General features: G+C 63.1%; 30 protein-coding genes, 3 tRNA genes and 1 riboswitch. Of the genes, 23 read left to right on the top strand and 10 right to left on the bottom strand.

What is annotated here, in order from left to right:
• The first annotated feature begins 1 nt into the window (after position 1).
• From AC05QJ_RS11565 to AC05QJ_RS11525, 9 genes are all read left to right on the top strand, one after another.
• Entirely contained in the window at positions 2-2,725 is a 2,724-nt protein-coding gene (locus tag AC05QJ_RS11565; RefSeq protein WP_476747915.1) for a toprim domain-containing protein, read from the top strand.
• Positions 2,726-2,772: 47 nt separating this feature from the next.
• Positions 2,773-3,057 carry a hypothetical protein gene (locus AC05QJ_RS11560; protein WP_476746982.1) on the top strand — a complete coding sequence of 95 codons (285 nt, stop codon included), beginning with the start codon at positions 2,773-2,775 and terminating at the stop codon, positions 3,055-3,057.
• 49 nt (positions 3,058-3,106) lie between these two features.
• Positions 3,107-3,931 (top strand): hypothetical protein, encoded by an 825-nt coding sequence (locus AC05QJ_RS11555; protein WP_476746981.1) that lies wholly within the window; start codon positions 3,107-3,109, stop codon positions 3,929-3,931.
• 68 nt (positions 3,932-3,999) lie between these two features.
• Positions 4,000-4,587 carry a hypothetical protein gene (locus AC05QJ_RS11550; RefSeq protein WP_476746980.1) on the top strand — a complete coding sequence of 196 codons (588 nt, stop codon included), beginning with the start codon at positions 4,000-4,002 and terminating at the stop codon, positions 4,585-4,587.
• Positions 4,584-4,943 (top strand): hypothetical protein, encoded by a 360-nt coding sequence (locus tag AC05QJ_RS11545; RefSeq protein ID WP_476746979.1) that lies wholly within the window; start codon positions 4,584-4,586, stop codon positions 4,941-4,943. The genes AC05QJ_RS11550 and AC05QJ_RS11545 overlap by 4 nt, the downstream gene beginning before the upstream one ends.
• Positions 4,944-5,006: 63 nt before the next feature.
• A complete protein-coding gene (locus tag AC05QJ_RS11540) occupies positions 5,007-5,738 on the top strand; it encodes a hypothetical protein (RefSeq protein WP_476746978.1) in 732 nt (243 codons plus the stop codon).
• Positions 5,731-5,934: a hypothetical protein gene (locus AC05QJ_RS11535; RefSeq protein ID WP_476746977.1), complete on the top strand. Its 204-nt coding sequence runs from the start codon at positions 5,731-5,733 to the stop codon at positions 5,932-5,934. Before AC05QJ_RS11540 ends, AC05QJ_RS11535 begins: the two co-directional genes overlap by 8 nt.
• Positions 5,924-6,148, top strand: a complete 225-nt coding sequence (locus AC05QJ_RS11530) for a hypothetical protein (RefSeq protein WP_476746976.1) — start codon at positions 5,924-5,926, stop codon at positions 6,146-6,148. The genes AC05QJ_RS11535 and AC05QJ_RS11530 overlap by 11 nt, the downstream gene beginning before the upstream one ends.
• A 235-nt stretch (positions 6,149-6,383) precedes the next feature.
• Positions 6,384-7,550 (top strand): Arm DNA-binding domain-containing protein, encoded by a 1,167-nt coding sequence (locus AC05QJ_RS11525; protein ID WP_476746975.1) that lies wholly within the window; start codon positions 6,384-6,386, stop codon positions 7,548-7,550.
• Between the two features lie 136 nt (positions 7,551-7,686).
• Here the strand turns inward: AC05QJ_RS11525 and AC05QJ_RS11520 are convergent.
• The 3 genes from AC05QJ_RS11520 to AC05QJ_RS11510 all read right to left on the bottom strand — a co-directional run bounded on the left by AC05QJ_RS11520 (position 7,687) and on the right by AC05QJ_RS11510 (position 8,016).
• A tRNA-Leu gene (locus tag AC05QJ_RS11520) sits at positions 7,687-7,771 on the bottom strand.
• A gap of 53 nt (positions 7,772-7,824) precedes the next feature.
• Positions 7,825-7,900, bottom strand: a tRNA-His gene (locus AC05QJ_RS11515).
• 39 nt (positions 7,901-7,939) lie between these two features.
• Positions 7,940-8,016 (bottom strand) — tRNA-Arg (locus AC05QJ_RS11510).
• Positions 8,017-8,300: 284 nt separating this feature from the next.
• Between AC05QJ_RS11510 and folD the strand changes: the two genes are divergently transcribed.
• The 14 genes from folD (at position 8,301) to AC05QJ_RS11440 (ending at position 21,808) form a co-directional block, all read left to right on the top strand.
• On the top strand, positions 8,301-9,155 hold the full coding sequence (folD, locus tag AC05QJ_RS11505; protein ID WP_476746974.1) for a bifunctional methylenetetrahydrofolate dehydrogenase/methenyltetrahydrofolate cyclohydrolase FolD: 855 nt from the start codon (positions 8,301-8,303) through the stop codon (positions 9,153-9,155).
• A 103-nt stretch (positions 9,156-9,258) separates the two neighbouring features.
• Positions 9,259-9,459: riboswitch (cobalamin riboswitch) on the top strand.
• 119 nt (positions 9,460-9,578) lie between these two features.
• Positions 9,579-11,513 carry a TonB-dependent receptor plug domain-containing protein gene (locus AC05QJ_RS11500; RefSeq protein WP_476746973.1) on the top strand — a complete coding sequence of 645 codons (1,935 nt, stop codon included), beginning with the start codon at positions 9,579-9,581 and terminating at the stop codon, positions 11,511-11,513.
• Positions 11,514-11,563: 50 nt separating this feature from the next.
• Positions 11,564-11,911: a (2Fe-2S) ferredoxin domain-containing protein gene (locus tag AC05QJ_RS11495; RefSeq protein WP_476746972.1), complete on the top strand. Its 348-nt coding sequence runs from the start codon at positions 11,564-11,566 to the stop codon at positions 11,909-11,911.
• Positions 11,911-12,828: an ABC transporter substrate-binding protein gene (locus AC05QJ_RS11490; RefSeq protein WP_476746971.1), complete on the top strand. Its 918-nt coding sequence runs from the start codon at positions 11,911-11,913 to the stop codon at positions 12,826-12,828. The genes AC05QJ_RS11495 and AC05QJ_RS11490 overlap by 1 nt, the downstream gene beginning before the upstream one ends.
• Before the next feature lie 133 nt (positions 12,829-12,961).
• Positions 12,962-13,879, top strand: a complete 918-nt coding sequence (ctlX, locus tag AC05QJ_RS11485; RefSeq protein ID WP_476746970.1) for a citrulline utilization hydrolase CtlX — start codon at positions 12,962-12,964, stop codon at positions 13,877-13,879.
• 29 nt (positions 13,880-13,908) lie between these two features.
• The gene (locus tag AC05QJ_RS11480) at positions 13,909-14,955 is read left to right on the top strand and encodes an ornithine cyclodeaminase (RefSeq protein WP_476746969.1); all 1,047 of its coding nucleotides are present in this window, start codon (positions 13,909-13,911) and stop codon (positions 14,953-14,955) included.
• A gap of 267 nt (positions 14,956-15,222) precedes the next feature.
• On the top strand, positions 15,223-16,002 hold the full coding sequence (locus AC05QJ_RS11475; RefSeq protein WP_476746968.1) for an ABC transporter substrate-binding protein: 780 nt from the start codon (positions 15,223-15,225) through the stop codon (positions 16,000-16,002).
• A gap of 69 nt (positions 16,003-16,071) precedes the next feature.
• Positions 16,072-16,797 carry an ABC transporter permease gene (locus tag AC05QJ_RS11470; protein WP_476746967.1) on the top strand — a complete coding sequence of 242 codons (726 nt, stop codon included), beginning with the start codon at positions 16,072-16,074 and terminating at the stop codon, positions 16,795-16,797.
• Positions 16,794-17,507, top strand: coding sequence for an ABC transporter permease (locus AC05QJ_RS11465; protein WP_476746966.1), 714 nt, complete (start codon positions 16,794-16,796; stop codon positions 17,505-17,507). The genes AC05QJ_RS11470 and AC05QJ_RS11465 overlap by 4 nt, the downstream gene beginning before the upstream one ends.
• Before the next feature lie 3 nt (positions 17,508-17,510).
• The gene (locus tag AC05QJ_RS11460; protein WP_476746965.1) at positions 17,511-18,344 is read left to right on the top strand and encodes an ABC transporter ATP-binding protein; all 834 of its coding nucleotides are present in this window, start codon (positions 17,511-17,513) and stop codon (positions 18,342-18,344) included.
• Positions 18,345-18,356: 12 nt separating this feature from the next.
• The gene (locus AC05QJ_RS11455) at positions 18,357-18,851 is read left to right on the top strand and encodes an Lrp/AsnC family transcriptional regulator (RefSeq protein ID WP_428586940.1); all 495 of its coding nucleotides are present in this window, start codon (positions 18,357-18,359) and stop codon (positions 18,849-18,851) included.
• Positions 18,852-19,063: 212 nt separating this feature from the next.
• Positions 19,064-20,374, top strand: a complete 1,311-nt coding sequence (locus AC05QJ_RS11450; RefSeq protein ID WP_476746964.1) for a C4-dicarboxylate transporter DctA — start codon at positions 19,064-19,066, stop codon at positions 20,372-20,374.
• Positions 20,375-20,398: 24 nt separating this feature from the next.
• Positions 20,399-21,103, top strand: a complete 705-nt coding sequence (locus tag AC05QJ_RS11445; RefSeq protein WP_476746963.1) for a FadR/GntR family transcriptional regulator — start codon at positions 20,399-20,401, stop codon at positions 21,101-21,103.
• Between the two features lie 15 nt (positions 21,104-21,118).
• Positions 21,119-21,808 (top strand): GntR family transcriptional regulator, encoded by a 690-nt coding sequence (locus tag AC05QJ_RS11440; protein WP_476746962.1) that lies wholly within the window; start codon positions 21,119-21,121, stop codon positions 21,806-21,808.
• A 47-nt stretch (positions 21,809-21,855) separates the two neighbouring features.
• Here AC05QJ_RS11440 and AC05QJ_RS11435 read toward each other — a convergent pair whose 3' ends face one another.
• The 7 genes from AC05QJ_RS11435 to AC05QJ_RS11405 all read right to left on the bottom strand — a co-directional run bounded on the left by AC05QJ_RS11435 (position 21,856) and on the right by AC05QJ_RS11405 (position 26,889).
• Complete coding sequence (locus tag AC05QJ_RS11435; RefSeq protein WP_476746961.1) at positions 21,856-22,902, bottom strand: AI-2E family transporter; 1,047 nt, start codon at positions 22,900-22,902, stop codon at positions 21,856-21,858.
• Between the two features lie 12 nt (positions 22,903-22,914).
• Positions 22,915-23,682, bottom strand: coding sequence for a DUF4892 domain-containing protein (locus tag AC05QJ_RS11430; RefSeq protein ID WP_476747913.1), 768 nt, complete (start codon positions 23,680-23,682; stop codon positions 22,915-22,917).
• Between the two features lie 147 nt (positions 23,683-23,829).
• On the bottom strand, positions 23,830-24,684 hold the full coding sequence (locus AC05QJ_RS11425; RefSeq protein WP_476746960.1) for an alpha/beta fold hydrolase: 855 nt from the start codon (positions 24,682-24,684) through the stop codon (positions 23,830-23,832).
• Positions 24,681-25,475 carry an alpha/beta fold hydrolase gene (locus AC05QJ_RS11420; protein ID WP_476746959.1) on the bottom strand — a complete coding sequence of 265 codons (795 nt, stop codon included), beginning with the start codon at positions 25,473-25,475 and terminating at the stop codon, positions 24,681-24,683. The genes AC05QJ_RS11425 and AC05QJ_RS11420 overlap by 4 nt, the downstream gene beginning before the upstream one ends.
• 120 nt (positions 25,476-25,595) lie before the next feature.
• On the bottom strand, positions 25,596-25,943 hold the full coding sequence (locus AC05QJ_RS11415) for a hypothetical protein (protein ID WP_476746958.1): 348 nt from the start codon (positions 25,941-25,943) through the stop codon (positions 25,596-25,598).
• Positions 25,944-26,089: 146 nt separating this feature from the next.
• Complete coding sequence (gene sixA / locus AC05QJ_RS11410; RefSeq protein WP_476746957.1) at positions 26,090-26,545, bottom strand: phosphohistidine phosphatase SixA; 456 nt, start codon at positions 26,543-26,545, stop codon at positions 26,090-26,092.
• On the bottom strand, positions 26,542-26,889 hold the full coding sequence (locus AC05QJ_RS11405) for a DUF4389 domain-containing protein (protein ID WP_476746956.1): 348 nt from the start codon (positions 26,887-26,889) through the stop codon (positions 26,542-26,544). The genes sixA and AC05QJ_RS11405 overlap by 4 nt, the downstream gene beginning before the upstream one ends.
• Between the last annotated feature and the right edge of the window lie 9 nt (positions 26,890-26,898).

Below are 26,898 nucleotides of genomic sequence, written 5' to 3'. Positions count from 1 at the left end.
CATGGAACAGAAACTGCGCGACGAGGTGCTTCGTCGCCTGCAGGACGAGTTTGGCCTCAAGCCCATGGCGGGCACCCAGTACCTACGCAAGGGCACCTGCCCGAGCTGCGGGAAGAAAGAGCTGTACTCCCGCCAGGACGAGCCCTGGTTCATCAAGTGTGGCCGCGAGAGCAAATGTGGCGAGCAGTGGCACGTCAAAGAGCTGTTCGAGGATCTGTTCGAGGACTACAGCAAGCGCTATCCGTCTACTGCCGAGTCTCCGAAGGCGTCGGCCGATGCCTACATGCAGTTCGCCCGAGGCTTCGACCTCGGCCAGGTGAAAGGCTGGTACACGCAGGAAAACTACTGGGATCGCGATCTGGCCATCGGCAGCGCAACTGTCCGCTTTGCCCTGGAGAAAGGTGGCTACTGGGAACGCCTGATCGACCAGCCCCATCGCTTCGGCAAGAAGAAAGCACGCTTCGCTCCCGGCCAGTCGCCGGCTGGCTACTGGTGGTGCCCGCCATCCGTGGACTTGCTGGAGGTGGACGAACTGTGGATCACCGAGGGAATTTTCGACGCCATCGGCCTGCTGCATAACGGGCTGGACTCGGTATCGGCCATGGGATCGGGCTACTACCCGGCGGAATCGCTCAAGGCTCTGGTCAAGCTGAGAACCGAAGCTGGCAAGAAATTGCCGAAGCTGATCTGGGCGCTGGATAACGAGCCCGGCGCGCACTACTTCACCCGAAAGCATGCTGCCTTGGCCCGTGAATTGGGCTTCACCGTGGAGGCCGCACAGATCCCCCAGCGCGGCCGCAAGGTGGACTGGAACGATCTGCACCAACGCTGGGGCTTCATCGACGAGGAGAAGCGCCAGGAGCGCATTGATCGGGATCTGCGCGAGGTTCGCTACCACGGCAGCCTGCTGCTGGCGGAAAGCGCATCGGAGAAAGGCGTTCTGATGTACGAATGGCGCGAGCGCCACGAGTTTCACTTCTCGTTCGAGAACCGCCTGTACTGGTTCAAGATGGATCTGGAGAAGCTGACCAAGGCCATTCAACAGCTCAAGGACTCCGACAGTCACGACAACCAGTTGCTGAACGATCGCCAGCTCCGCGACAAGGCCATGCGCCAGTGCGGCATGGTGGTAGAGATCGCCAACTGCTACCCGCAGGCGCTCTATTTCCAGCGCAACGAAGTCACCGACGAATCCTGGTACTACTTCCGGGTCGACTTCCCGCACGATGAACCGAGCGTGCTGAATACCTTCACCGGTGGCCAGGTCACCACAGCCAGCGAGTTCAAGAAGCGGCTCGTGGGAATGGGCGCCGGCGCCTACTTCACTGGCTCAAGCTCCCAGCTCGATCGGATCATGCAGCACCAACTATTCGGGCTGAAGACCGTCAAGACCATCGACTACGTCGGCTACAGCAAGGAGCACGGGTGCTATGTGTTCGGCGATCTGGCCGTTCGTAGTGGTGTGCTGGAGAAGGCCAACGCCGAGGACTATTTCGAGTTCAAAGGCCTGCGACTCAAGACGCTGCAGAAGTCGATCCGACTGGAGATCAACCAGGACGCATCTGAATACCGGCCAGACTGGTTCAGGTGGCTGTGGACCTGTTTCCACACTCAAGGAGTGATAGCGCTCGCCTACTGGTTCGGCTCATTGTTCGCCGAGCAGATCCGCGCTGAGTTCCAGTCCTTCCCCTTCCTTGAGGTGACCGGCGAGGCTGGTGCCGGCAAGTCCACCTTGCTCATGTTCCTGTGGAAGCTGCTCGGCCGACAGGACGAGGAAGGCGACGACCCGATCAAGATGACCAAGGCAGGCCTGCGCCGGTGGCTCAGCCAGACCTCGGGAATGCCGGTGGTCATGCTGGAAGCGGACCGGAGCGACGCTGAAACCGGCATGGCAAAGTCGTTCGACTTCGACCAGTTCAAACCCCTGTTCAACGGCCGCGGCCTGGGCCTGACCGGCGTGAAGAACGGCGGAAACGATACCAATGCCCCGCCCTTCCGGTCCGCCCTGGTGTTCAGCCAGAACGCCTCAGTGGTTGCGTCGGAAGCGATCCTCACCCGGATCGTGAAGCTGCACTTCGTCCGCCCGGAGGTCACCAGCGACAGCCGGGCCGCAGCGGACAACCTCAACCACCTGCAAGCCAGCGAGGTGAGTCACTTCCTGCTGATGGCCGCCAAGGCAGAGCAGAAGGTAATGGAAACGTTCCGCACGCAGGTCAAAGTCCACGAAAAGGCCCTGCGCGAACTGCGGGAGATCCGCATCGAACGGATCATCAAAAACCACGCCCAGATGATGGCCCTGGTGGACGCGCTGCGCCTGGTGGTGCCCATGGACGACCGCCAGCACGAAGGCACCCTGCGAGAGCTGCGCTGCATGGCCATCGCCCGACAGCACGCGGTGAACTCTGATCCGAAGGAAGTCGCCGAGTTCTGGGAGGTATTCGACTACCTGCAGTCGCTCAGTGACGAACCGGTGGTGAACCACAGCAAGAACGCCGAGCTGATCGCCATCCACCTCAACGAATTCTGTGAGCGTGCGGCCGAGCACAAGCAAAAGCTGGCCGACGTCTCGACCCTGCGCACGCTGCTGCGCAATAGCAAATCGCGCCCCTTCGTCGACGCCAATCGCGCCGTCGACAGCGCCGTGCGCGCTGTATTCAACACCCGTACAACAGCCGCAAACCTACGGCCTACAACCGTCAAGTGCTGGACCTTCAAGGCCGGCTGAACCGTCCTGGCGCTGCAACGCCGGGCACAACTCCAAGGAGAAACCACATGCAACTAAACGTAGTTCGGGGTGAACCAGTCGCTGGATCTATTCGCCTGTTCGAGCTTCACAAGGGAAGTACCACGCCGAAGCACAAGATCCTGCGCGGCATTTTCTGCACCCCTGAAGCCCTTGCAAGGCAGGTGATTCAACAGGCCGGCGACGGGGCTGCGCTGATCTGCATCGATGAATGCAGCGAGAGGCAGATTCATCACCTGGAACAACTCCAGCATGACTGGCCGAACGACCTGCGCATCTGCGCCGTGGTGCGCTGCGACAACTTTAACCACTGATCGATCAGGCCTGGCGCTGCAACGCTGGGCCTGCTGAAGGAGAAACCACATGCAAAAGCACACCCCAGAATGGCTCACCCACTTCATCACCGCCTTCGGCACCAGCGGCGTGATTGCTATGGCCTGGTGGGTAGGCGCTCGAAATGCAGTTGAGATTCGAGACATGCAGCAGTCGTATCCATTCCTGCGGATCGTCCCCGCGAGCTCTCACGCGCTGGATTCCAGAGATCTGCTGGAGACCCTTGCCGTTCTATCCGGATTCGAGAGAGCAGAGGGTATCGCCAACGCCCAATACATGCCGCTTGAACTGAGGCGCTCGTTGTTCGTTAACACCAACCTACCGCTTGTTCTCACAAAGATGGAGAGTCCCGGTACTCGCTTCGACGACTGGGCCATGTTGAAGCCTATGTTCAACAACTGCACCTTGCACTCGACCTCCTACAGGGCTATTCCGGCGCCCCCGGACAAGCCGTTTACTCGCAGCCTGGTAATGGTTGCCGAGCGCGGCGAACGACCTGCTCTCCAAGGGAGGACAGTCGAACTGCCCATCGATCTGAAAAGCCTCGTCGGGTCAGTGAAGCTCGCGGAACAGGTTCTGCGACAACGCCCGGCCGGTAGCCACGATCTGCTGTCGCTCGATCCGACCGCATGGCGCCAGATGATCTACCACCTGGGCGGGATCGAAAAGCACATCAACACCATGGCGGAAGACCTCGGCAAAGCCCTGTCCAGACGCGAGGCGAAGAACCACGCCCAATTGATCAGCTTGGTGCACACCTTGGTGGACGCCTTCGGCCTCCCTGAGGACGTGGCGTCCAACGCGATTCGCACCATCCACGACATGGCGGCCGGCAACGCCGACATCCAGTTTTAACCCCCCGACCAGACGCATCGCCGGCGGAGCTGCAACTCCCCGGCATGGCGACAACAAGGAGAAACCACATGCAGCACTACTACAAATCGGAGGACGCCACTGTGGTGGCGATCGTCCAGGAGTACTTCCAAGCGCGTGACCAATTTCATCAGCAACTACTGGTCCTGGGGAATGTATTCGGAGGCAAGGTTGCTCCGATGCGTTGCCTGGAATCCCACTTTGCCGGTGGTATCAACCTCCCGGCCGATCGCGCCTTGGACGTTCATTGGAAGCGTCCAGACGACCACGGGTATCGCTCCCTGCGCCAGAGCGCCTCGATCCCGAAGGGGTTGAGCAAGGAGGAGCGTGCTCAGATCCGTGCCCAACACGAACAACTGCACGCGCAGTGGGCTGAACACCGCCCTCCCCGGCTGAACATCCACCCCTACTGGAGCCGCCTCGGCATCAACACTGGAAACCTGTTGTTGTCCGGCGGGGTTAAGTTCGAGTTTCAAGGCATCGCCTATTTCCTGCTCGGCTTCAGCATTGACCAGGCCGCTCACGAGGCCAATGTCGCAGCGCGCAAGCCATCCGCCGGCTGGATCGCTGGAGCGATCGAGATTCTGCCCAGTGAATACGAAGCCGCCCGCATGGCGAAAGTTGGGGGTGCAGCATGAGCGACCTGGATGCATTGAACATCGCGCTGGGGTTCCAGCTCTGGGCCCAGGATCGCGGCTATGACATGAAGCTCGATGCCGAAGGCAACTTCCTCAACATGGAAACCCGTGCCGCCTGGCTCGGGTTCGAAGCGGCGCACGGGCCAGCAGGTTGCAAGGGTGCAGGCCAGCAGATCCATGCCCGGATCAAGAAGAACAGCGAGTACTCCCACCAGAGCGACCAACTCTTCCCCGTCGTCGTGGGTAAGCCGCCTTACGACAACTTCGTGGTGCACGGAGGGATAGGCGGGGTGTATCGCATGCGCGATGTGGATCTGTACGTCATCGATGACGGCAAACAATACCGCCTGAAGTAACCAGAAAGATGGTGCCGAGGAGCTGCAACTCCCCGGCGCCGACCAACCCCAAGGAGAAACCACATGCAAGTAGAAACCCCGGAAGCAGGCGGTAAACAGGCTAACACAAGCAAGCCTTTCTCCCTCCGCATGCTTTCTCAACGTGTCTCGACTGTCCAACGGCAGATCGAGGCCGATGATTGCGACCTGGTCGCAATCATCAACGGTCGCCAGATCCCGTTGGACACTGGCAATTTCCAAATGGCCGATGACGGAAAACTCGAACTGGCCCTGCCAGAGTCTTGGATTCCCATTTGCAGCCGGCCCAAACGCAGTGAAGAGGCCTATGACCTTGAACTGCGCACCCTGCAAATCGTCGACATGGCTTCTGTCCTGGCGACAGAGGAACTAGACACTACGAGCCTAGACGAGCCTCTGGAGTCATTTCTGGAGGTACTGCTTGACCGACCGGTTCGGCATCCGTCGTTGGAAGCACTGTCAGTCGTCCTGTCGGCACCCGGATGGGAGAAAGAGGATTATGAAGATCAAGCCGACCATAACCGACAAGTGCTCGCGGAGAACGCCTATGAGGCCGACCGTGCGGGGCTGCATGGATTTGGCGTCCAGTTCGGCACCCCACGCCGCCGGTACACCAGCGCCACGTCCTATAGCTCTTCCTTTGGACACATGAAAACAGCATGGCTATACGCTGACTCCTTCGAAGAGGCGTGGAGCCTGGGCGTTGAGTGGGCACGCTCATCCCATGCGAAAGATCTCCAAGAAAGTGGCTTCGCAGGGGAGACGTCCAATGACTGAGCAAACCCGCCAACGGCTGGCCACCCACTCGCTGGATCTGCCGAACCATTGCGATGTGTGCAACCGGTCGCGCTCCACCGGCAACCATCAGAAGTGCAGCAAGATCCGCCAGGAGAAACAGTCTTCCGCATGGGAGGCCTACATGGCCAACGTTGAGGCCAAGCGAGCGCTACGAGGGGGCTGCCGTGGCCGTTGAGATCCGTTGCCGATACACCACCGGTACTTATGTGGCGACCATGAAAGGCCAGAAACTGACAGCCAGCAACACCATCAGCGCCCGACAGGCCGCGGAAGCGCTGGCGAAAAAGCTGAACCTGGATCCTTCACTCCTGGTGCAACATCAGCGAGAGCTGCCGACCACTCTGACAACCTTCACCCATCCGGGACACCAGTCAGGGGACGACCAATGACGTTTCGATGCGCGGCAAAGCTCGCGATCACCTTCGGATTCTGTAGCGGCCTCGGATTCATGGCCGCTCAGGAAACCTGGTGGTGGTTCACCGGGCTCGCCGGGTTCTGCCACGGATAGCCGGTGGCCTTGCTTCGCATCAAGAACTGATGCGGCAACCTTCTAGGCCTGGCAACAGGCCAACTCTTACAACGGCCCATACACTGGGCCGTTTCTTCGTTCGTGAGTGAAATTCAATGGCTGATGGAGTCGAAGTACGCGGCAACCGTGTCCGCGTGTATTTCCGTTACCAAGGCGAGCTGTGCCGGGAGACCATCCCCGGTGACGCCTCGCCCGGCAGCATTGCCAACGCTGAGCGCCTCGTCGGGATCATCAACTACGAGATCCAGGCAGGGACATTCAGCTACGCCCGCCACTTCCCTGACTCGCCCAGGGTCAAAAGCAACACCTTCGGCCACTTCATCGACCTGTGGCTCGACATCAAGCGCAACGAGATGGCCACCTCGGGATTCCTGGCCTACGCGAGCAAGGTGAAGAACCACATCCGGCCGATGTGGGGGCACCGCCAGGCCGACCAGATCGACCACCTCGATCTACAGACCTGGATTCAGAAAACGCTGATGCCTGTGCTGCACAACAAGACAGTCCGGGAGATCCTCAGCATCGTCCGGCAAATCTTCACGCTGTACCGCACCAGGAACAAGACTGCCCACGACCCCACCGAGGGAATCACCGTGCGGCTCCCTGATGCGGATGATCCCGACCCGTTCGAGCGCAGCGAGATCGATCTCATCCTGGGCGAGGACCTGGACTACGAGCAGGAGGTCAACCTCATCCAGTTCATGATGTGGACCGGGGCGCGGGTTTCGGAAGCGATATCACTGGCCTGGGAAGACGTAGACCTCGAAACAGGCGCCGTGAAGTTCCGCCGGTCGCAGGTCCGCAGCAACTACAGGGTGACCAAGACCCGACGATCGACACGAGAGGTGCGGCTGATAAAGCCTGCGCTGGACGCGCTCCGGGCGCAGATCCGCTTCACCAGGGGCCGGCCGGCGGTGGAAGTCGACGTCACCGATCGCGACAACCGGACGGTCAAGCGGCAGAAGCTGCGCTTCGTCTTCCACAAGACCACCACCAACGCGGCCTGGACGAGTTCTGACGTGCTGGTGAAGACCTGGTGGCGGGGGCATCTGGAGAAAGTCGGCGTGCGGTACCGCGGCCCGAACAACTGCCGGCACACTTACGCGAGCCAGACGCTGAGCACCGGCGTGGTGCCGCTGGATTGGATTGCGGACCAGATGGGGCACACCTCGACGGCGATGATCTGGAAGCACTATGGGAAATGGATTCACCAGGATGGGCCGGACATGATCGGCATGCTGGAGCACGCGCTTCGGCTGTGAGGAAACCGAGGTCCGGAAATGAAAAAGGCAGCCCTATGAGGCTGCCTTTTTTTGCGTTGCGATTCCCAAAGTGTTCCCAGTTCGCTCCCATTTAAGAGGTCGCTGGGATAAAACCCTTTGAAAACAGACGCTTAGATGGTGCGGACGAAGAGACTCGAACTCTTACAGCTTGCGCCGCTGGAACCTAAATCCAGTGTGTCTACCAATTTCACCACGTCCGCGTGAAGCATTTAAAGCAAAGGCGCCAGATTTTCATCAGGCGCCTTTTGGAATATGGGGTGGACGAAGGGAATCGAACCCTCGACCACAGGAATCACAATCCTGCGCTCTACCAACTGAGCTACGTCCACCATATTGCATTACTGACTTGTGCCAAAGCTGCCCTTGATTGGCGCACCCGGCAGGACTCGAACCTGCGACCATCCGCTTAGAAGGCGGATGCTCTATCCAGCTGAGCTACGGGCGCATATTTAATCTGCTTTCACTTAGGATTACAAATTAACTTTTAGCCGTACTGAACAAGCTAAAAAATCCGCTTATTCTGCCCGACCTTGCTAACCAGTGCTAGGCCCTGCCCGACAAGTGAGGCGAATCCTATAGACGACCGGCGGGATCGTCAACTCTTTTCTCAAAAAAATTCATTTTATTGAAGGGCTTAGGGGAATTGCCGGACCAAGCGCCTTTGCCCTGCGCCGCCGTCATGCGAGAATGCGCGCTCTTTTTTTTCCTCTCGATGGTTAATCACCCGTCATGACTGCACAACTTATCGACGGCAAGGCGATCGCCGCCAGCCTGCGCCAGCAGATCGCCAAACGTGTCGTGGAACGTCGCCAGCAAGGTCTGCGGACCCCCGGCCTGGCGGTGATCCTGGTTGGCAACGACCCCGCCTCTCAAGTCTATGTTTCGCACAAGCGCAAGGACTGCGAAGAAGTCGGCTTCATTTCCCAGGCGTTCGACCTGCCCAGCAGTACCTCCCAGCAAGAGCTGACCGACCTGATCGACCGTCTCAACGATGATGCGAACATCGACGGCATCCTGCTGCAACTGCCGTTGCCGGCCCACCTGGACGCCTCCCTGCTGCTGGAGCGCATTCGCCCGGACAAGGACGTCGACGGATTCCACCCCTACAACATCGGCCGCCTGGCCCAGCGCATCCCGCTGCTGCGTCCCTGCACCCCGAAAGGCATCATGACCCTGCTGCAAAGCACCGGCCAGGATCTCTACGGCATGAACGCCGTAGTGGTCGGCGCTTCCAACATCGTCGGTCGCCCGATGGCCATGGAACTGCTGCTGGCCGGTTGCACCGTGACCGTCACCCACCGTTTCACCAAGGATCTGGCTGGCCACGTCGGTCGCGCCGACCTGGTGGTGGTCGCCGCCGGCAAGCCGGGCCTGGTCAAGGGTGAGTGGATCAAGGAAGGCGCCATCGTCATCGACGTCGGCATCAACCGCCAGGAAGACGGCAAGCTGGTTGGCGATGTGGTCTACGAGACCGCCCTGCCCCGCGCCGGCTGGATCACGCCGGTCCCGGGCGGCGTCGGCCCCATGACCCGCGCCTGCCTGCTGGAGAACACCCTGTACGCGGCGGAAGAACTGCACAAGTAACACGCAGGACGCTCCCGAAAACGGCACCCGCAAGGTGCCGTTTTTTTATGCCTGGGAAATGGCAATTGGCCCTCATCGGTTGACGAACGGTCGTCCCGGTGGTCAGATGCCGCCCGTTTCAGGTGTCTGCCGCCGCCGCGCGGCAGGTGAAACGGGAAGCCGGTGCGTCTCTCATGACAAGTCCGGCGCTGCCCCCGCAACGGTAAGCGAGTGAAGCGTTCAACAAGCCACTGTGCCCAGGCATGGGAAGGCGAACGCCTCGATACTCGCAAGCCCGGAGACCGGCCTGGAACGTCACGACTGTGGCACGGACGCGATCAGTCTTTTTGGCAAACCTGCGGTGGGCGGGCACGAGCCGGTAGACTGGCGCGCGTTCGCCAGCACCCTCCTGTGCGCTTCCCGAAAGTCCTTTTCGAGAAGTCAATGAATACACGTTACCTTCCACTGATCGGCTGCCTGCTGGGCGGCAATACCGGCGCTCTCGCGGCAGCGGTAAACCTCGATCAGCAATTCGTCTCGGCGCCACCGGTAGAATCGGACACCATCGCCCAGATGGCCCGCTTCGGCAGCAAGGTCGAGATCGTCGAACGCGAGCAGATCGAACGCGCCGGCCCCAGCGCCGACATCACCCGCGTCCTGCAGATGTTCGTCCCCGGCCTCTACGTGGCACCCAAGCAAGGCCCGTTCGACTACGGCACCTACTCGCTGCTGGGCGGGCGCAACGACGACACACTGATCATGCTCGACGGCGTGCGCCTGAATAACCGTCTCTACGGCGGCATCTACATCGACACCCTGCCGGCTGCCGCCATCGAGCGCATCGAAGTGCTCAAGGGCGGGCAGAGCCTGCTGTTCGGCACCCAGGCGGTATCCGGTGTGATCAACATCGTCACCCGCAACGCGCAGTCCCGCGATCCGTCCGGCCAGGTCAACCTGGGTGTGGACAGCTTCGCCGGGCGCAATGGCGACGCACGTATCGAGCGGATCTTCAGCAACGACCTGGGCGACCTCGGCCTGCTGGCGTACGTGAGCCACAACATTTCCGAAGGCTACCAGCCCTACCGCAACAGCCAGATGACCGCGACGGTCAGCGACAGGAAGCGCAGCTACGAGGTCAACACCTTCGGCGCCAAGGCCGCGCAGAGCTTTGCCAACGACAGTCGCCTCGAACTTTTCTACCAATACAGCGCCGCCAGCCTCGACTTCCTGCGTCCCGACGCCAACCGCAACACCACCAACGACCGTGTCCAGCAGATCGCCACGGCCACCTTCGAACAGCACCTCGACGAGCGCTTCAGCTACTTCGTCAAAGGCCACATGAACGATTGGGACACGCTCTACAACCGCACCTACAACAACACCGACGGCAGCACCCGGGTGCTCAACCACAACGACTACTGGGGCTTCAGCGACTGGGGCGTACAAGCCGAAGGCACCGCCGTACTGCCCGGCGGTCATACCCTGGTGTTCGGCAGCGACAACCAGTGGTTCAAGGGCAAGGACGATGTCTGGCAGATCGACAACAACCAGGCCGAGGCGCACGCGCTGTATGTGCAACTGCGCCCGGAAATCGCTGCCCTGCCCGACTGGCATCCAAGCATCGGCGTACGCCGCGAGCACCTGAGCGGCGGCGACAGCGCGACCGTGGGCATGCTCACCTCGCTCTACGACCTCACCGACCGCCTCAAGCTGCGTGGCCAGTTCGGCACCGCCTACAAGCTGCCCAGCGCGGAGCAGTTGTACGTGAACGAGCCGGGCGACTCGATGGGCAACCCCAACCTCAAGCCGGAGAAAAGCCGCAACGCCGAACTGGGCCTGGACTACAGCAACCTGCTCGACGGCCAGCCCTGGAGCGTCAGCGGCACGCTGTTCCATCGCCGTATCCAGGACCTGATCGCTATCGTTGATACCCAATGGGTCAACGGTGACGGCGAGATCAGGGTGCGGGGCTTCGAGCTCGATGGCCGGATCCAGCTCAGCGACCGCTGGCAATTGCAGGCGGACATGACCCGCAACCTCACCGAATCACGCAATGGCGCGACCCTCAACAACATCCCCGACTACTTCGCCCGCAGTCGCCTTGGCTACGAGTCCGCCGACCGCCTGTGGGGTGCCGGTACCGCAGTCCGCTACGTTGGCAGCGTGATCAGCCCACGAGACATCGACTACGGCCACTACACCGTGGTGGATGCCGATGCCTGGCGCTACCTCGACGCCCGGCGCGAGCACCGCCTGAGCCTGTTGCTGGAGAACCTGCTGGACCGCAATTACACCACCAGCATGGACAGTGGCGCGCGCAAGGTCAGCAACCTGGGCCGGCCGCTCACCGCCGAGGTTCGTTACACCTACAGCTTCTGATGCCTGTCGCGGGGTGCCGTCGCGCGCCCCGCTGCGCCAAGGAGACGCCCATGCAAGAACAGGACATTCCGAGCAAACCCGAGTGGTCGGTCATCCCCGACCATGCCCGCCATGTGATGCTGTGTACCGGCCCGCGTTGTACCCAGCGCGGCGCCCTGCAGCTGTGGAAAACCGTGCGCAACGAATTGCTGGCCGCCGGCCGCATGGAAACCGTCGGCGGCGTGCTGCTGACCCGCACTCACTGTCAGTTTCCCTGCAACCTAGGGCCCGTGGCGACGGTCTATCCCGATCGCTGCTGGTACCGCATCGCCAGCCATGACGACGCCCGCCGCCTGGTCCGTGAACACCTGCTCGACGGCCGCCCGGTCAGCGAGCTGTTGCTGAACGGAGACAGCTGATGCAACGCCTCCTCTCGCTGCTTCTGCTCAGCCTTGTCGCCAGCACCGCCCATGCCCTCGATTACCACAACTGCGGCGAGCGCCGGACGCTCGCACAACCACCCCAACGCATCCTCGCCCTCAACCAGCATGCCGCCGATCTGCTGCTGGCGCTGGACGTCACGCCGGCAGCGGTCAGCTATATAGATGACGATGCCGGCTCGCTGCTGGAAAACCGTTATCGCGGCGTCCCGCTGCTGTCGCGCCGCTACCCATCGCGAGAGGTGTTCTATGCCGGGCAGTTCGACTTCGTCGTCGGCGGCTTCGCCAGCGCCCTTCGCGAGGGCGACGGTATCGGTCCCCGCGCCGACCTTGCCCGCCGCGGCATCGCCAGCTACCTGCTGGAAAATGCCTGCACGCCGCAACCCGCTTCCGGCTTCGCCGCCATCGCGGATGACCTGCGCAGCCTCGGTCATCTGCTGGGGCACGATGCCCGGGCCGAGCAATTGATCGCCGCCCAACAAGAAGACCTGCGCCAGGCCCGGCAACTCGCCGGCCATCGCCAACCGGTCTCGGTGTTCTACCTCGACAGCGAGACCCGCGGCCTGGAAAGCAGTGGCGGCAAGGGCTTCATCAGCGAACTGATCGCCGCTGCCGGCGGGCGCAACATCCTCGCCGACCTCGACCTGCACGGCGTCACCGTCGATCCCGAGACACTGCTGCTGAAGAATCCGGACGTGATCATCCTCGCCGACGCGGTCTGGTCCCGCGCCACCGCAAAACGCGCCTACCTGCGCAGGCATCCGGCCCTCTCGCACCTGCGGGCGGTACGAGAGAACCGCATGATCGACCTGCCCTTCACCCATCTGGTGGCCGGTGAACACAGCGCCCGTACCGCCCTGGAACTGGCCCGCCAACTGAGGGCCATGAACGACTGAAGCGTGACAGCCGAATCGGCTGCAACCCTGCCGGTTTCAGCTATCCCGGCTGGGCGCCTCGCGTGCTTCAGCCGGGATTGCAAGCGCATCGGGAGGACAATGGACGCACAGCCAACCCCTGGATGCGTGCCCGATGCAAACCACCAATACCGTCCTGATGATCCGCCCGGCGCGGTTCGCCTTCAACCCGGATACCGCGGTCAACAACCGCTTCCAGAAACCCGTGCTGGATGCCGAGATGGCGCAGCAGAAAGCGCTGGAAGAGTTCGACGGCTATGTCGATACCCTGCGCCAGCATGGCGTCGAGGTGCTGGTGGTACAGGACACCCCGGCGCCCCACACGCCCGACTCGATCTTCCCCAACAACTGGTGGAGCAGCCACGCCGACGGCAGCCTGGTGCTCTATCCGATGGAAGGCCAGAACCGTCGCCTGGAACGCGACAAGGGCGTGCTGCGCGCGCTGGATGAGCGCTTCGCCATCCACAAGACCATCGACCTCAGCCCGCTGGAGGAGCAGAGCATCTTCCTCGAAGGCACCGGCAGCATGGTGCTGGACCGCGAACACCGCATCAGCTACGCCTGCCACTCCGGCCGCACCCATGGCGAGGCCCTGCGCCAGTTCGCCGAGCACATGGATTACCGCCTGTGCGTGTTCCACGCCGTCGATCGCCACCAGGCACCGATCTATCACAGCAACGTGATGATGAGCGTGGGGCGCAACCTGGCGGTGGTGTGTCTCGACGCCCTGCCCGACGCCACCGAGCGCCGCACCCTGGAACACAGCCTGCGCGACACCGGCAAGGACATCCTCGGCCTGGACTTCGACCAGCTCGAAGGCTTCGCCGGCAACATGCTCGAAGTCCACGACAAGCAGGGCCAGCCGCTGCTGGTGATGTCGCGCAGTGCCTGGAACACCCTCGATGCCGGCCAGCGCCGCCAGGCCGAGCGCCACAGCCATCCGGTGGTGGTGAACATCGATCATATCGAACGCATCGGCGGCGGCAGCGCACGCTGCATGCTCGCCGAAGTGCACCTGCCCGTTCGCAACTGACCCCGACGACGACAAGAAGGAGAGCCCCCATGACCCGCTATATCGACGTGACCGACCTGAGCCGCCTGGTTGCCCGCAAGGGCCTGACCACCTGCCTGGAAGAAATGGCCGAGTACATCCGCGAGGATTACCTGCGCTGGAACGACTTCGAGAAATGCGCGCGGGTGGCCAACCACTCGCCAGACGGCGTGATCGAACTGATGCCGGCCTCCGACGCCAACCTCTACGCCTTCAAATACGTCAACGGCCATCCGAAGAATACCCACCGCGGCATGCTTACCGTGATGGCGTTCGGTGCCTTGGGCGACGTCGATACCGGCAGGCCGCTGCTGCTCAGCGAAATGACCCTGACCACCGCGATCCGCACCGCCGCCACCTCGGCCCTGGCCGCACGCTACCTGGCGCGTCCGGACAGCCGCAGCATGGCGCTGATCGGCAACGGCTCGCAGAGCGAGTTCCAGGCCATCGCCTTCCACACCCTGCTGGGCATCGAAGAGATTCGCCTGTACGACATCGATGCCAAGGCCAGCGCCAAGCTCGCCGCCAACCTGTCGGCGTATCCAGGCATCCGTCTGGTCACCGCCGGCTCCGTGGCCGAAGCGGTACGCGGCGCCGACATCGTCACCACAGTGACCGCCGACAAGGCCTACGCCACCATCCTCACCGCGGACATGATCGAGCCCGGCATGCACCTCAATGCCGTGGGCGGCGACTGCCCCGGCAAGACCGAGCTGCACCGCGACATCGTCGAGCGCGCCCGGGTGATCGTCGAATACGAGCCCCAGAGCCGCATCGAAGGCGAGATCCAGCAGATGCCCGCCGACTCCCCGGTGACCGAGTTCTGGCAGGTGGTGAACGGCGAAATCACCGGCCGTGAAAGCGCGGAGCAGGTGACCCTGTTCGACTCCGTGGGCTTCGCCATCGAGGACTATTCGGCGCTGCGCTACGTACTGGACGTCGCCAGGGTACTGGACATCGGCAGCGAAATCGGACTGGTGCCGGATCTGAAAGACCCGAAAGACCTCTACGCGCTGCTGCAACCGGCAGTAGCCGCGGTGCAGAAGAAACGCGCCTGACACAGCCGTATCCGCCGCTCCAGGGGCGCGGCGGATCGGAAAACGCTGTGACGAAGCCAAAACAGGAGGTGCCTCGACAGAATCGGCTGTGACACGCCGCACTAACAGCATATTCCGGTAGCCAGCGCCGGCCCAAACGACACAAAAAAATCGCTGCCATCGCGCATTCTGAGCCCCGACCGAAGAGTCACTACAAGACCACAAGGCCAAGGCCCACGAAGCGTTCTACTGCCCTACATCAACTACAAAACAAAGGGACCAATTCCTATGACTTCGCTGCGAAAGCTTCTCGGTGTCCTGCTCCTGCCCCTCTGCGCCAGCGTGGCCCAGGCCCAGGAATGGAAAGAAATCCGCTTCGGCGTCTTCCCCGAATACCCGCCCTTCGAATCCGTCGCCGCCGATGGCAGCCTGCAAGGCTTCGACATCGAGCTGGGCAATGCGATCTGCGCCAAGCTGGAAGTCAAATGCACCTGGGTGCACAACGAATTCGACGGCATGATCCCGGCCCTGCGCGCACGCAAGTTCGACGCCATCATGTCGTCCATGGCCGTGACGCCAGCGCGCCTGAAACAGATCGACTTCAGTGACCGGCTGTTCCTCAGCCCGACCTCGATCATCACCCGCAAGGGCGCAGGCTTCGGCGATACACCGGAGTCGCTCAAGGGCAAGACCGTCGGCGTGCTGCAAGGCTCGCTGCAGGAAGCCTATGCCCGCGCCAAACTGTCGCCGCTGGGCGCCACGGTCAAGGCCTACCAGGCCCAGGACCAGAACTACGCCGACCTGATCAACGGCCGCCTCGACGCCACCGTCACCGACAAGCTCGAAGCGCAGCTCAACTTCCTCACCAAGCCCGAAGGCGCCGACTTCCAGAGCGGCCCGGCGATCAAGGACCCGACCCTGCCGCTGGACATCGCCATGGGCATCCGCAAGAACGACGCCGAACTCAAGGCCCTGATCAACAAAGGCATCGCCGCGGTACTGGCCGATGGCACCTTTGCCAGGATCCAGCAGAAGTACGTCGGCGACCTGGACATCTACAACGAGTAACCCGCCCGTCGATGGCCGGGCAGCCACTGCCGGGCCATCGCTCCACGAGCGCCCACCGAGATTTTCCCCGTGAACGACTTCCTTCACTCTGTCGGCTTGCAGGCCCTGAGCCTGCAGGGCTTCGGCCCGCTGTTGGCGCAAGGCACCTGGATGACCCTCAAGCTGGCGTTGCTGTCGCTGTTGCTGAGCCTGGTGCTGGGCCTGATCGGCGCCAGCGCCAAGCTGTCCTCGCTGCGCCTGTTGCGAGTGCCCGCCACGCTCTACACCACCCTGATCCGCAGCGTGCCCGACCTGGTACTGATCCTGCTGATCTTCTACACCTTCCAGATCTGGCTCAACGACTTCACCGAGTGGATGGGCTGGGGCTACTTCGAGATCGATCCTTTCACCGCCGGCGTACTGACCCTGGGCTTCATCTACGGCGCCTACTTCACCGAGAACTTCCGCGGCGCCATCCTCGCCGTGCCCGCCGGGCAACTGGAGGCCGCCACTGCCTACGGCCTGAGCCGCGCCCAGCGGTTTCGCCTGGTGCTGTTCCCGCAACTGATGCGCTTCGCCCTGCCGGGTCTGGGCAACAACTGGCTGGTGCTGCTCAAGTCCACGGCGCTGGTGTCCATCATCGGCCTCGCCGATCTGGTGAAAGCCGCGCAGAACGCCGGCAAGAGCACCAATAACGTCCTGTATTTCCTGATCATTGCCGGGCTGGTCTACCTGCTCATCACCACCCTCTCCAACCGCCTGTTCAAACGCCTGGAGCGGCGCTACAACACCGGCATCAAAGGGCTCGCATCATGATCGAACTGATCCAGGAATACGGCCTGGCCTACCTGTACAACGACGGTGCCGGGCTGTCCGGGCTGGCAATGACGTTGTGGCTGTTCATCGTGACCATGGTCGCCGGATTCTTCCTGTCGCTGCCGCTGGCGTTGGCACGGGTGTCGCGCAAGGTCTGGCTGCGCTGGCCGGTGGAGTTCTACACCTACCTGTTCCGTGGCACGCCGCTGTATATCCAGTTGCTGATCTGCTACACCGGGCTCTACGGCCTGGAAGTGGTACGCGACCACGAAATGCTCGACCGCTTCTTCCGCAACGCGCTGAACTGCACCCTGCTGGCCTTCGTGCTGAACACCTGCGCCTACACCGTGGAGATCTTCGCCGGGGCCATCCGCAACATTCCCCATGGCGAGATCGAGGCGGCCCAGGCCTACGGTCTGTACGGCTGGAAGCTCAACCTGTTCGTGATCCTGCCGGCGGCCCTGCGCCGTTCGCTGCCGGCCTACAGCAACGAACTGATCCTGATGCTGCATGCCACCTCGCTGGCCTTCACCGCGACCATCGCCGACATCCTGAAAGTCGCCCGCGACGCCAACGCCGCGACCTTCCTGACCTTCCAGGCCTTCGGTATCGCCGCCCTGCTGTACATGTCACTGTCCTTCGCGCTGGTCGGACTGTTCCGCCTGGCTGAACGACGCTGGATGCGTTTTCTCGTTCCTTCCCGAGGCTGACCCATGACCACTTCCGCACACGCCTTGTCGATGCAATCCTCTTTCGCTGCCCCTCAAACCTCCACTTGCGCCTCCGTCAACAGCGCCGCGATCAAGCTGACGGTCGAGGCGCTGCACAAGAGCTACGGCGACCACCAGGTGCTCAAGGGCGTCTCGCTGCAGGCACGCAAGGGCGACGTGATCAGCCTGATCGGCGCCAGCGGCTCGGGCAAGAGCACCATGCTGCGCTGCATCAACTTCCTCGAACAGCCGGACGCCGGCGCCATCACCCTCGATGACCAGACCATCGAGATGCGCCAGGGCCGCGGCCCCCATCCGGCCCAGTTGCAGAACCTGCGCACGCGCCTGGCCATGGTATTCCAGCACTTCAACCTGTGGAGCCACATGACCGTGCTGGAGAACATCACCCTGGCGCCACGCCGGGTGCTGGGGGTCAGCCAGAAGGAAGCCGAGGCTCGCGCCCGGACCTATCTGGACAAGGTCGGCCTGCCAGCCCGCGCCGCCGATCAGTACCCGGCATTCCTGTCCGGCGGCCAGCAGCAGCGGGTCGCCATCGCCCGGGCCCTGGCGATGGAGCCAGAGATCATCCTGTTCGATGAACCCACATCAGCCCTTGATCCAGAGCTTGTAGGGGAAGTCCTCAAGGTCATACAGACGCTGGCCGAGGAAGGTCGTACCATGCTCATGGTCACCCACGAGATGGGCTTTGCCCGCCAGGTGTCCAGCCAGGTGCTGTTCCTGCACCAGGGTCGGGTCGAGGAACAGGGAAGCGCGGATATCCTCGATCAGCCCCGAAGCGAGCGCCTGCAGCAATTTCTTTCCAACCGCTTGAAGTGAAGCAACGCCACCATGGATACCAAGGCCAACGCCCCCCACGCCACGCCGCCACTGGACCGGATCGACGAAGCGATCATCGATGTGCTGCGCCATAACGGCCGCATCACCTACGAGAAACTGTCGTCACTGGTGCACCTGACGCCCAGGCCGTGCCTGGAACGGGTACGCAAGCTGGAAAGACGCGGAGTGATCCGCGGTTATGGCGCGATCATCGACGTGCAGATGGTTTCGCCGGGGTTGTCACTGCTGGTCCTGGTGGCGCTGTCCAACCAGAGCGGGCGCGCCGCGCAGAAGGCTTTCGAAGCCTGCGTGCGCGCCTGCCCGCAGGTGTTCGAATGCCAGCTCATCAGCGGCCACTTCGACTACAGCCTGCGCATGCGCTGCCGCGACATGGAGCACTACCGGGTGCTGACCGAAACCTGGATGAACAACGACGAACTGCACATCGACAAGCTGGTCGCCCACCCGGAACTGGCGGTGGTGAAAAACACCGCGCCCCAGCTCTGATCCCCTCGGGAGCGGGCTCACCCCGCTTCCACCTCATTTTCTCTGCGCCCTAACTGGTCAGACCGGTAAAACCAATTGTCGCCTTCCCTCTTGCGGAATCGGAAAATCCGCACTTAAACTGCCCGCGCACTGGACATACCGGTAAGACCACAATAATTAAGTCCGACGCGCCGTAACCTCGGCAGCCAGGACACCGACCAGAGATCCCTCCCATGCTCAAATGGTGCTCGCGTTCGATCTTCCTGCAAGTAGTGCTCGGCCTGATGCTTGGCATCGCCTGCGGCCTGAGCTTCCCCGACCTTTCCCTGCAACTCAAACCCTTGGGTGATGGCTTTATCAAGCTGATCAAGATGCTGATCGGCCTGATCGTGTTCTGCGTGGTGGTCAGCGGCATTTCCGGTGCCGGCGACCTGAAGAAAGTCGGGCGCATCGGCCTGAAGTCGGTGGTCTATTTCGAGATCCTCACCACTATCGCCCTGGTCCTGGGCCTGGTGCTGGCCTTCTCCACCGGCATCGGCAGCGGCGCCAATATCCATCTGGAGCAGCTTTCCACCAGTGAAGCCGGCGCCCTCGCCGAACGCGGCCAGCATATCCATGGCACCGCGGCCTTCCTCATGGAACTGATCCCGACCTCGGTGATCGGTGCCTTCGCCGACAACAACATTCTCCAGGTCCTGGTGTTCTCCGTACTGTTCGGCAGCGCCCTGAACCTGGTGGGAGAGTCGGCGTCGGGCATTTCGCGGCTGATCAATGAACTGAGCCACGTGATCTTCCGCATCATGGGCATGATCGTGCGCCTGGCACCGATCGGTGTGTTCGGTGCCATCGCCTTCACCACCAGCAAATACGGCCTGGATTCGCTGCAGCACCTGGGCGGCCTGGTGGCGCTGTTCTACCTCACCTGCGCGGGCTTCGTGCTGTTGATCCTGGGTCTGGTGATGCGCCTATCCGGGCTCAAGATGCTGCCGTTCATCAAATACCTGCGAGAAGAACTGACCATCGTCCTCGGTACCGCTTCGTCCGACGCCGTATTGCCGCAGATCATGCGCAAGCTGGAGCACCTGGGCATCGGCAGCTCAACCGTCGGCCTGGTGATCCCCACGGGCTACTCCTTCAACCTCGACGGGTTCTCGATCTACCTGACCCTGGCCATCGTCTTCATCGCCAATGCCACCGGCACACCGCTGGCCATGACCGACCTGCTGACCATCCTGCTGGTGTCACTGGTCACATCCAAGGGCGCCCACGGCATTCCCGGCTCGGCACTGGTGATTCTTGCCGCTACCCTGACCGCCATCCCGGCCATTCCGGTGGTGGGCCTGGTGCTGGTGCTGGCGGTGGACTGGTTCATGGGCATCGGCCGGGCGCTGACCAACCTGATCGGCAACTGCGTCGCCACCGTGGCCATCGCTCGCTGGGAGAAGGACATCGACATGGAGCGGGCCAACAATGTACTGGCCGGCAAGCAGGGGTTCGCCTTCCAGCCACGCAAGCCGGCGCAAGCCCATCAGCAAGAATTCTGAAGACTGTTTTTCACGGAGTGACCTGTGATCACCTCATCGACCGTTGTGAATGCCGTAGTGGAAAAACTGCGTCAGGCCCTGGCCCGCGGCCAGTGGCGCTCGGGCGAGATGTTGCCCGGCCAGCGCGAGCTGGCCGAGCAACTGGGCATCAGCCGCCCCAGCCTGCGCGAAGCCGTGACCGTACTGGAAACCCTCGGCCTGGTGCGCTCGATGCCAGGCAAGGGGGTGCTGGTACTGGATCCCGACAGCAGCGAGCTGGTGCTGGCCACGCCAGCAGTGGCCGAAGCCAGCCTCGAAGACGTACTGCAACTGCGCTACACCCTGGAGCCCTTCATCGTCGGGCTGGTGGCGCAGTCCATCAGCAGCCAGGAAACCGGCCAGTTGCGCCTGACCCTGATGGACATGCGCGAAGCGCTGGACGCCGGTGACGGCGAAGCCGGAGTCAGCGCCTACATCGCCTTCCACGAGGCGCTGTTCGCGCTGACCTCCAACCCGATCTTCCAGAGCGTGGTGCAGCAGACCGGCAACGCCCTCAAGCAGAGCGCCCAGATGCTGCGCAAGTCACCGGAGCACCTGGCCGCGCGCCTGGCGGAAAACGAAGCGGTGGTGCGCGCCATCCGCAACAAGGACAGTGCCCAGGCCAGCGCGCAAATGCGCCGGCACATCGTCCAGGAAGGCCAGCGCATGGGTATCGAACTGAAGATCCCGGACGAACAGCCGGGTCACTGACACAGGAGAACGAACATGAGAGCCGCCGCCACCGCCACCTCCCTCGCGTCCGCCCTGCCCGTGCCGCTGGCCATGGGCGGACGGCGCCTGTCGGCTGCGGAGATCTATCCGCAGTTGTTCGATGCGATTCTCGAACAGCGCCTGGCCCCCGGCACTCCGCTGACCGAACTGGCGCTGGGCGAGGCGTTCGGCGTCAGCCGGACGGTGATCCGCCGGGTGCTGGGACGGCTGTCGGACCAGCAGGTGATCGTCCAGCGCCCGGCCCACACGGCGCGGCTGGCGGCGCCGGATCCGGAGCAGGCGCGACAGGTCCTGAGCGCCCGGCGCCTGGCGGAAACCACCCTGATCGAACTGGCTGCACGGCGCTCGCGGCCGGCGCAGCTGCGTCAGTTGCGTGAATTGATTTCCCGGGAGCGCCAGAGTCATGAACAGGGCCAGCGCTGCACGGCAATCCGGCTGGGCGGCGAGTTTCACCTGAAGCTGGCGGAGATCGCCAACAACGCCCCGCTGACGCGGTTTCTCAACGGCCTGGTGCCGATGACCTCGCTGATCATCGCCAAGTACGAAAGCCGGGGGTGCGAGCACTGTGCCTGGGAAGAACACGCCGCCCTCGTCGATGCCCTCGAAGACGGCGACAGTGAGGCGGCGTTGCGCTTGATGCATCTGCACCTGGACCGGATCGAGGCGAAGCTGGATCTGGATTGAGGAGACTGAACAGCCTGTGGGAGTCGGCCTTGCCGACGACAGCTGTTTCAGCGATTCACCACCGGCGTATGCCGCGACCAGTCCAGCAACAGGCTGTAGCCCACCGCCAGCAACGTCGGCCCGATGAACAGCCCGATAAAGCCGAATGCCAGCAGCCCGCCGAACACCCCGAGCAGCACGATTACCAGCGGCAGGTCGCCGCCCCGGCTGATCAGGTAGGGCTTCAAGACATTGTCCACGCCGCTGATGATGAAGGTGCCCCAGATCCCCAGGAACACCGCCATGCCGTACTCGCCTTTCCACGCCAGCCAGGCGGTGGCGGGAATCCAGGCCAATGGCGGGCCCATGGGGATCAGGCTGAGCATGAAGGTGACCAGGCCGAGCACCAGCGCCCCCGGAACCCCAGCGATAAGAAAACCGATCAACGCCAGTAGCCCCTGGGCTGCCGCCGTGCCGATCACGCCGTTGACCACCCGCTGCACGGTGCCGGCCACCAGGTTCAGGTAGTAGTCCGCCCGCTCCCCGATCAAGCGCTCCAGCAAGCGCAGGACGAACGCCGACAGGCGCGGCCCGTCGCGATAGAAGAAAAAGACGAAGACCAGGCTGAGGATCAGTTCGAGAATGCCGCTGCCGATCTGTGCACTACGCGCCAGCAGCCAGTTGCCGACCTGTCCGAGGTAAGGCTTGACCGCTGTCAGCAAGGCCGCGCCCTGCTGGTCGATGGTGTCCCAGAACCGCACCAGGCGCTCGCCGACGAAGGGCACGCCCGCCAGCCAGTCCGGCGCATCGGGAAAGCCATCGACCTGCACATCACGGATGAACACCGTGGCATCGCGCACGTGGTCGGCCAGGTTGAAGCCCAGCCACACCAGCGGCAACGCCACCAGCAGCAGCCACAGGCAGGTCAGGAAGCTCGCCGCCAGCGTCTCGCGACCACCACACCAGCGCGTGACCAGACGCATCAACGGCCAACTGGCGTAGGCCAGGATCGCCCCCCACAGCAAAGCCGAGATGAACGGCGCCATGACCCACAAGCCGGCGCCCAGCAGGGCCAGCAGAAGGATCTGCACCAACAGCCGATCGTTGTTGAGCATCACCCTCTCCGTCTAGCGAATCAGTTCGACATGCAGGCCGTCCGCCGTCTGGCTACCCACCTCTAGCCGCGCCGAACGCACGCCGGCGGCACTCAGCCCGTCGAGCCAGGCCTGGGCGTGAGCGCCGGTGAGCACCACCCGCAGGCTGCTGTCCAGGTTCAGGCTGCGGGCCAGCAGGTTAACCCAGGCGGCGGGCGGCTCTGCGCTCAGGTCAGGGTAGTCGAGCTTCGCGTTGCTGCGCAGTTCACGCAGGACAGTGGCCGGGGTCGGCAGCAATTCGCCCAGCGGCGCATTGGCTTCGAATTGCTCGACATGAAGGTAGGCGCGCTTGTTGCCGCGGGTGATGGCGTAGAGACCGACCAGCGTATCGTGGTCGGCACCGGAGCGCCGCAAGAGGATATAGAACTGGTCCTGGTCCGAGCCCGACAGGCGCGCGCTGCCGAAAATCTCGTTGTTCCACAGGCTGTTTTCACCGCAGTCGCGGCCTTCGCACCAGAACAGCGGGTATCCTCCATCGGCCTGCAAGGCTTCACGGGCATTCCTGAAGGCTTCCCCGGCACTGCGCTCGGCGGGCAACTCCCAGGTCTGGGAGCGGACATTGCCGCGCGCTTCGATCTTGGCATCCATGCGGATGTTGCCGCTGATCTTGCGCAGCCCACCCAGTGGATAGACACGCTCCTGATCCGTCGCCGAACGCTCGTCGACCACTTTGGCGTCCTGCGGAATCGGTAGCTCACCGGCAGCGTGGGCAGCTCCAGCCGCCAGCAGCAAACCGCTCATGACAGCGCGCAACGTATGAACGGCACTCATCGGCGAACCCCGCCGACGGGCGCGGCGTGGGTGTTACGAAGGGGGCGTGGGTCGTACTGGGTCATGATTGTCTCCCTGATCAAAACCCGCCAAGCCTCGGCAGTTGCCCGGTACAAGTCAAGAAATGGCAAAGAAGCGATTGAAACAGTCTGCAACAAGCACTGCGCCGGCTTCATCGTTCAAGTGCAGGTGATGGCCACCGGGCAGGCGTTCCAGGCTAAAGGGTAGCTGGTCGAGCAGCGTCGTGTTGCGCGCCAGCATGCCATCGTCGGCAACGATCAGTTGCGTCGGGCAGGCAATGCGCCGCACGAAACTCATCGCCTGGTCTTCGTTCATCCGCAGCGGCGACGGCAGGGTCAGGCGGCTGTCGCTGCGCCAACTGAAGCCGCCGGGCACCGGCACCAGCCCGCGTTGGGCCAGCAGTTCGGCAGCCTCGCGGGTAACCGCCACCATGCCCTTCATCCGCGCCTCCACTGCCTGCTCCAATTCGGCATACACCGACTTGCGCTTGCTGTCGTGACGCAGCTGCGCCTCCAGGGCCATGCCCATGCGCTCGGCGGTGTCCTGCCCCGCGGCGCCTGGCGGGATCACGCCGTCGATCAGCGCCAGCCGGGTGATCCGTTCCGGCAAACTGCCAGCCAGTACCACCGAGACGATCGCCCCCAACGAATGCCCGAGCAGGGAGAAACGTTCCCAGCCAAGCTGCGCCGCGACCCGCAGCACGTCGTGGGCGTAGTCCCACAGCGCATAGCTGGCCCCCGGCGGACGATGCCCGGAATAACCGTGCCCGGCGAAATCCAGGGCGACGATGCGCAGCCCTTCGAGCTTCGGCGCCAGGCGGGCGAAGCTGTTGGCGTTGTCGAGCCAGCCGTGCAACGCGATCACCGGGCGGCCATCCGCCGGGCCGTACAGGTGCGCCGCCAGTTCGATATGGCCCAGGTCCAGGCGGACCTCTTCGACCGGGTTGCTCATGAAGGTGTCTCCTGCCAGCGCTGAAAGAGGGTGCGGATCAGTTGCGCGGTTTCATCCGGGCGCTCCAAGGGAAACATGTGCCCGCCAGCGACGCTATGGTTTTCGCCCCGCGGCATGCGCCGCACGGCCTGGGTGTGGTGCGGCCGGACGATGCGGCTGTGGCTGCCGCGAACCATCGCCAGCGGCACCTGCAACTGGCCGGGCGAGGCCGGCCGGGTGTGAGGAATACTGCGATAGATGCTCATTTCGATGGCCGGGTCGAAGCTCAGGCGCAGTGCCTCGCCGTCATGAATCAGGCCGTGTTGCAGGTAGGCCTCCAGACACTCGGGATCGAAGGCGCGAAACAGCGTCTTGCTGGCGAAATAGGCCCGGGCCTGGTCAATATCGTCGAAGGCCTCGCGTCGCCCCTGCGTACGCCCCGCAGGCGTGATGCGGTCGATGAACCCCCAGCGCTTGGCCAGGCGGATCAGCCACTGGTCCGCCAGGGTCAGCACGGGCGAATCGAGCATCACCACACCGCGGTACAACTGTGGACAACGCAGCGCGGCGTGCAGGTGCAGCACCCCGCCAAGAGAGTGACCGACACCCCAGACCGGCTGGTGTTGCTGCTCCAGGTGATGGATGAGCTCGTCCACCAGTCGCAGCCAGTTGTCGTTCACCGGAAAGCGCGGGTCATGGGCGTGTTGCGGCAGATGGCAAACCCGGTAGTCCGGCGCCAGGGCGGCGAACAGCTTGCCGTAGGTCGCCGAAGGAAAGCCATTGGCGTGAGCGAAGAAGACCTGTTGCGACATGACGGACAGCCCATAGCGGAAAAAACCGACATTGATTTTCCGCAAGGGCTCAAGGACGGGCAATGACCGTAACAGCCATCGGTGAGGGCACTCCGGTCAGACGGACCGCCCCGCCGCGCCTCAGAAGTCCTGGAACGAGCGGTGCAGGCACGCCTGAATGTAGGCGACCTGGTACTCGTAGGCCTCCCGCACCTGCCAGCGTTCCTCCTCGTTCAACTGGGCACGCTGCAAGGCCAGGCAAGACACCTGGAGCATTTTCGCCATCTGCTCGCAGGCAATCTGGAACTGCTGCAGTTGCTGCGACCCACGACGATTGCCGTGCAGCCGCAGCAACGCATCGAGCCGCGCATCGGCAGCATCATGCAGAACCTGGAATTCGGCGAAATCGAGGTAGTAATTGAGATTCACCTCGTCCAGCACCTGGCGGATGTCGGCCGGACTCGCTTGCACCTCATTCCTTGCTGTCATCGTGCTTCTCCCCGGACAACGCGGCATGTTTAGGCTCACGCTAGCAAGCTGCACGGCGGGCAACAACTGACAAAAATATCAGGTCGCCACCCGCCGCCGCCGCGAAACAGGGCGCGGCAGGCTGTATCGGAAAGAGGATGAACGTCTCAGGCGTGGTGCAGATTACGCAGGCTCATCAACCCGGCCAGCGCTGCATCACCCTCCAGCTCGGCCAGGCTGGCGGTATCCATGGGCTCCCGATGCTGCAGGCTGCCATGCCCGAGCCAGCCCACCAGCCGGCCCACCAGCGGCTGGTGACTGACCAGCAGGACATGCTGCACGCCGCGGGCCTCCAGCTCGCCGGCCACCTGCCGAGGGTCGGTCTCCGGCGTCAGCCAGGACACCGTCTCGACCGGCTTGCCGAACGCCAGGGCACCGTGCACCAGTTGGGCCGTCTGCTGGGCGCGAACATAGGGACTGGCGAGGATCGCCTCCAGTGGTTGCCCCAGCAGCTGCGCCGCGCTACGCAATACCTGCTCGCGACCGTGGGCGGTCAGGTTGCGCTGATCGTCACGCAAGGCGTGCGGTTCGGCCTCACCGTGGCGCAGTACCCAGAGCTTCACAGCTTGGGCTCCTCGTCGCGTACCGGATGGGCCGCCGGGGGAACGCTGTGTGGCGCCTCACCGTCGGCCGGACGCGGGGTCGGCCAATCGGCGAACGGCCATGGTTTCTGCTCGGTGTGGAAGGTGCCGAAGCGGCCGATCTGGGCCAGGAACTGGCTCAGGCTGTCGCCGAAATTCATCATGCTGGCGTTCGGCGCGCCGTAGACCAGGCGGTAGATCAGTTGCAGCAGCACCAGTACGCCCAGCAGGGTCTGCGCCACCTGCCAGACCAGCAGGAACAGCAGCATCCAGAGGACCCGCAGGATGATCGATTCACGCTGCGCCTGGTTCGGGGACTCACTCATCTTGTTCTC

The organism is Pseudomonas sp. TUM25319 (genome assembly GCF_056388475.1).
The sequence above is the reverse complement of the archived record's forward strand: the minus strand, read 5'-3'. Positions and strand labels throughout refer to the sequence as shown.

Excerpts from the sequence above, each read along its gene's own strand:
- AC05QJ_RS11465 (WP_476746966.1), top strand. The coding sequence starts at position 16,794 with ATGATCGAACTGATCCAGGAATACGGCCTGGCCTACCTGTACAACGAC.
- AC05QJ_RS11565 (WP_476747915.1), top strand. The coding sequence starts at position 2 with ATGGAACAGAAACTGCGCGACGAGGTGCTTCGTCGCCTGCAGGACGAG.
- AC05QJ_RS11555 (WP_476746981.1), top strand. The coding sequence starts at position 3,107 with ATGCAAAAGCACACCCCAGAATGGCTCACCCACTTCATCACCGCCTTC.
- AC05QJ_RS11435 (WP_476746961.1), bottom strand. The coding sequence starts at position 22,902 with ATGCTCAACAACGATCGGCTGTTGGTGCAGATCCTTCTGCTGGCCCTG.
- AC05QJ_RS11455 (WP_428586940.1), top strand. The coding sequence starts at position 18,357 with ATGGATACCAAGGCCAACGCCCCCCACGCCACGCCGCCACTGGACCGG.
- AC05QJ_RS11405 (WP_476746956.1), bottom strand. The coding sequence starts at position 26,889 with ATGAGTGAGTCCCCGAACCAGGCGCAGCGTGAATCGATCATCCTGCGG.
- AC05QJ_RS11440 (WP_476746962.1), top strand. The coding sequence starts at position 21,119 with ATGAGAGCCGCCGCCACCGCCACCTCCCTCGCGTCCGCCCTGCCCGTG.
- AC05QJ_RS11420 (WP_476746959.1), bottom strand. The coding sequence starts at position 25,475 with ATGTCGCAACAGGTCTTCTTCGCTCACGCCAATGGCTTTCCTTCGGCG.
- AC05QJ_RS11550 (WP_476746980.1), top strand. The coding sequence starts at position 4,000 with ATGCAGCACTACTACAAATCGGAGGACGCCACTGTGGTGGCGATCGTC.
- AC05QJ_RS11480 (WP_476746969.1), top strand. The coding sequence starts at position 13,909 with ATGACCCGCTATATCGACGTGACCGACCTGAGCCGCCTGGTTGCCCGC.
- AC05QJ_RS11500 (WP_476746973.1), top strand. The coding sequence starts at position 9,579 with ATGAATACACGTTACCTTCCACTGATCGGCTGCCTGCTGGGCGGCAAT.
- AC05QJ_RS11475 (WP_476746968.1), top strand. The coding sequence starts at position 15,223 with ATGACTTCGCTGCGAAAGCTTCTCGGTGTCCTGCTCCTGCCCCTCTGC.
- AC05QJ_RS11540 (WP_476746978.1), top strand. The coding sequence starts at position 5,007 with ATGCAAGTAGAAACCCCGGAAGCAGGCGGTAAACAGGCTAACACAAGC.
- folD (WP_476746974.1), top strand. The coding sequence starts at position 8,301 with ATGACTGCACAACTTATCGACGGCAAGGCGATCGCCGCCAGCCTGCGC.
- AC05QJ_RS11525 (WP_476746975.1), top strand. The coding sequence starts at position 6,384 with ATGGCTGATGGAGTCGAAGTACGCGGCAACCGTGTCCGCGTGTATTTC.
- AC05QJ_RS11495 (WP_476746972.1), top strand. The coding sequence starts at position 11,564 with ATGCAAGAACAGGACATTCCGAGCAAACCCGAGTGGTCGGTCATCCCC.
- AC05QJ_RS11490 (WP_476746971.1), top strand. The coding sequence starts at position 11,911 with ATGCAACGCCTCCTCTCGCTGCTTCTGCTCAGCCTTGTCGCCAGCACC.
- AC05QJ_RS11450 (WP_476746964.1), top strand. The coding sequence starts at position 19,064 with ATGCTCAAATGGTGCTCGCGTTCGATCTTCCTGCAAGTAGTGCTCGGC.
- AC05QJ_RS11415 (WP_476746958.1), bottom strand. The coding sequence starts at position 25,943 with ATGACAGCAAGGAATGAGGTGCAAGCGAGTCCGGCCGACATCCGCCAG.
- AC05QJ_RS11545 (WP_476746979.1), top strand. The coding sequence starts at position 4,584 with ATGAGCGACCTGGATGCATTGAACATCGCGCTGGGGTTCCAGCTCTGG.
- AC05QJ_RS11535 (WP_476746977.1), top strand. The coding sequence starts at position 5,731 with ATGACTGAGCAAACCCGCCAACGGCTGGCCACCCACTCGCTGGATCTG.
- AC05QJ_RS11430 (WP_476747913.1), bottom strand. The coding sequence starts at position 23,682 with ATGAGCGGTTTGCTGCTGGCGGCTGGAGCTGCCCACGCTGCCGGTGAG.
- AC05QJ_RS11425 (WP_476746960.1), bottom strand. The coding sequence starts at position 24,684 with ATGAGCAACCCGGTCGAAGAGGTCCGCCTGGACCTGGGCCATATCGAA.
- AC05QJ_RS11560 (WP_476746982.1), top strand. The coding sequence starts at position 2,773 with ATGCAACTAAACGTAGTTCGGGGTGAACCAGTCGCTGGATCTATTCGC.
- ctlX (WP_476746970.1), top strand. The coding sequence starts at position 12,962 with ATGCAAACCACCAATACCGTCCTGATGATCCGCCCGGCGCGGTTCGCC.
- AC05QJ_RS11460 (WP_476746965.1), top strand. The coding sequence starts at position 17,511 with ATGACCACTTCCGCACACGCCTTGTCGATGCAATCCTCTTTCGCTGCC.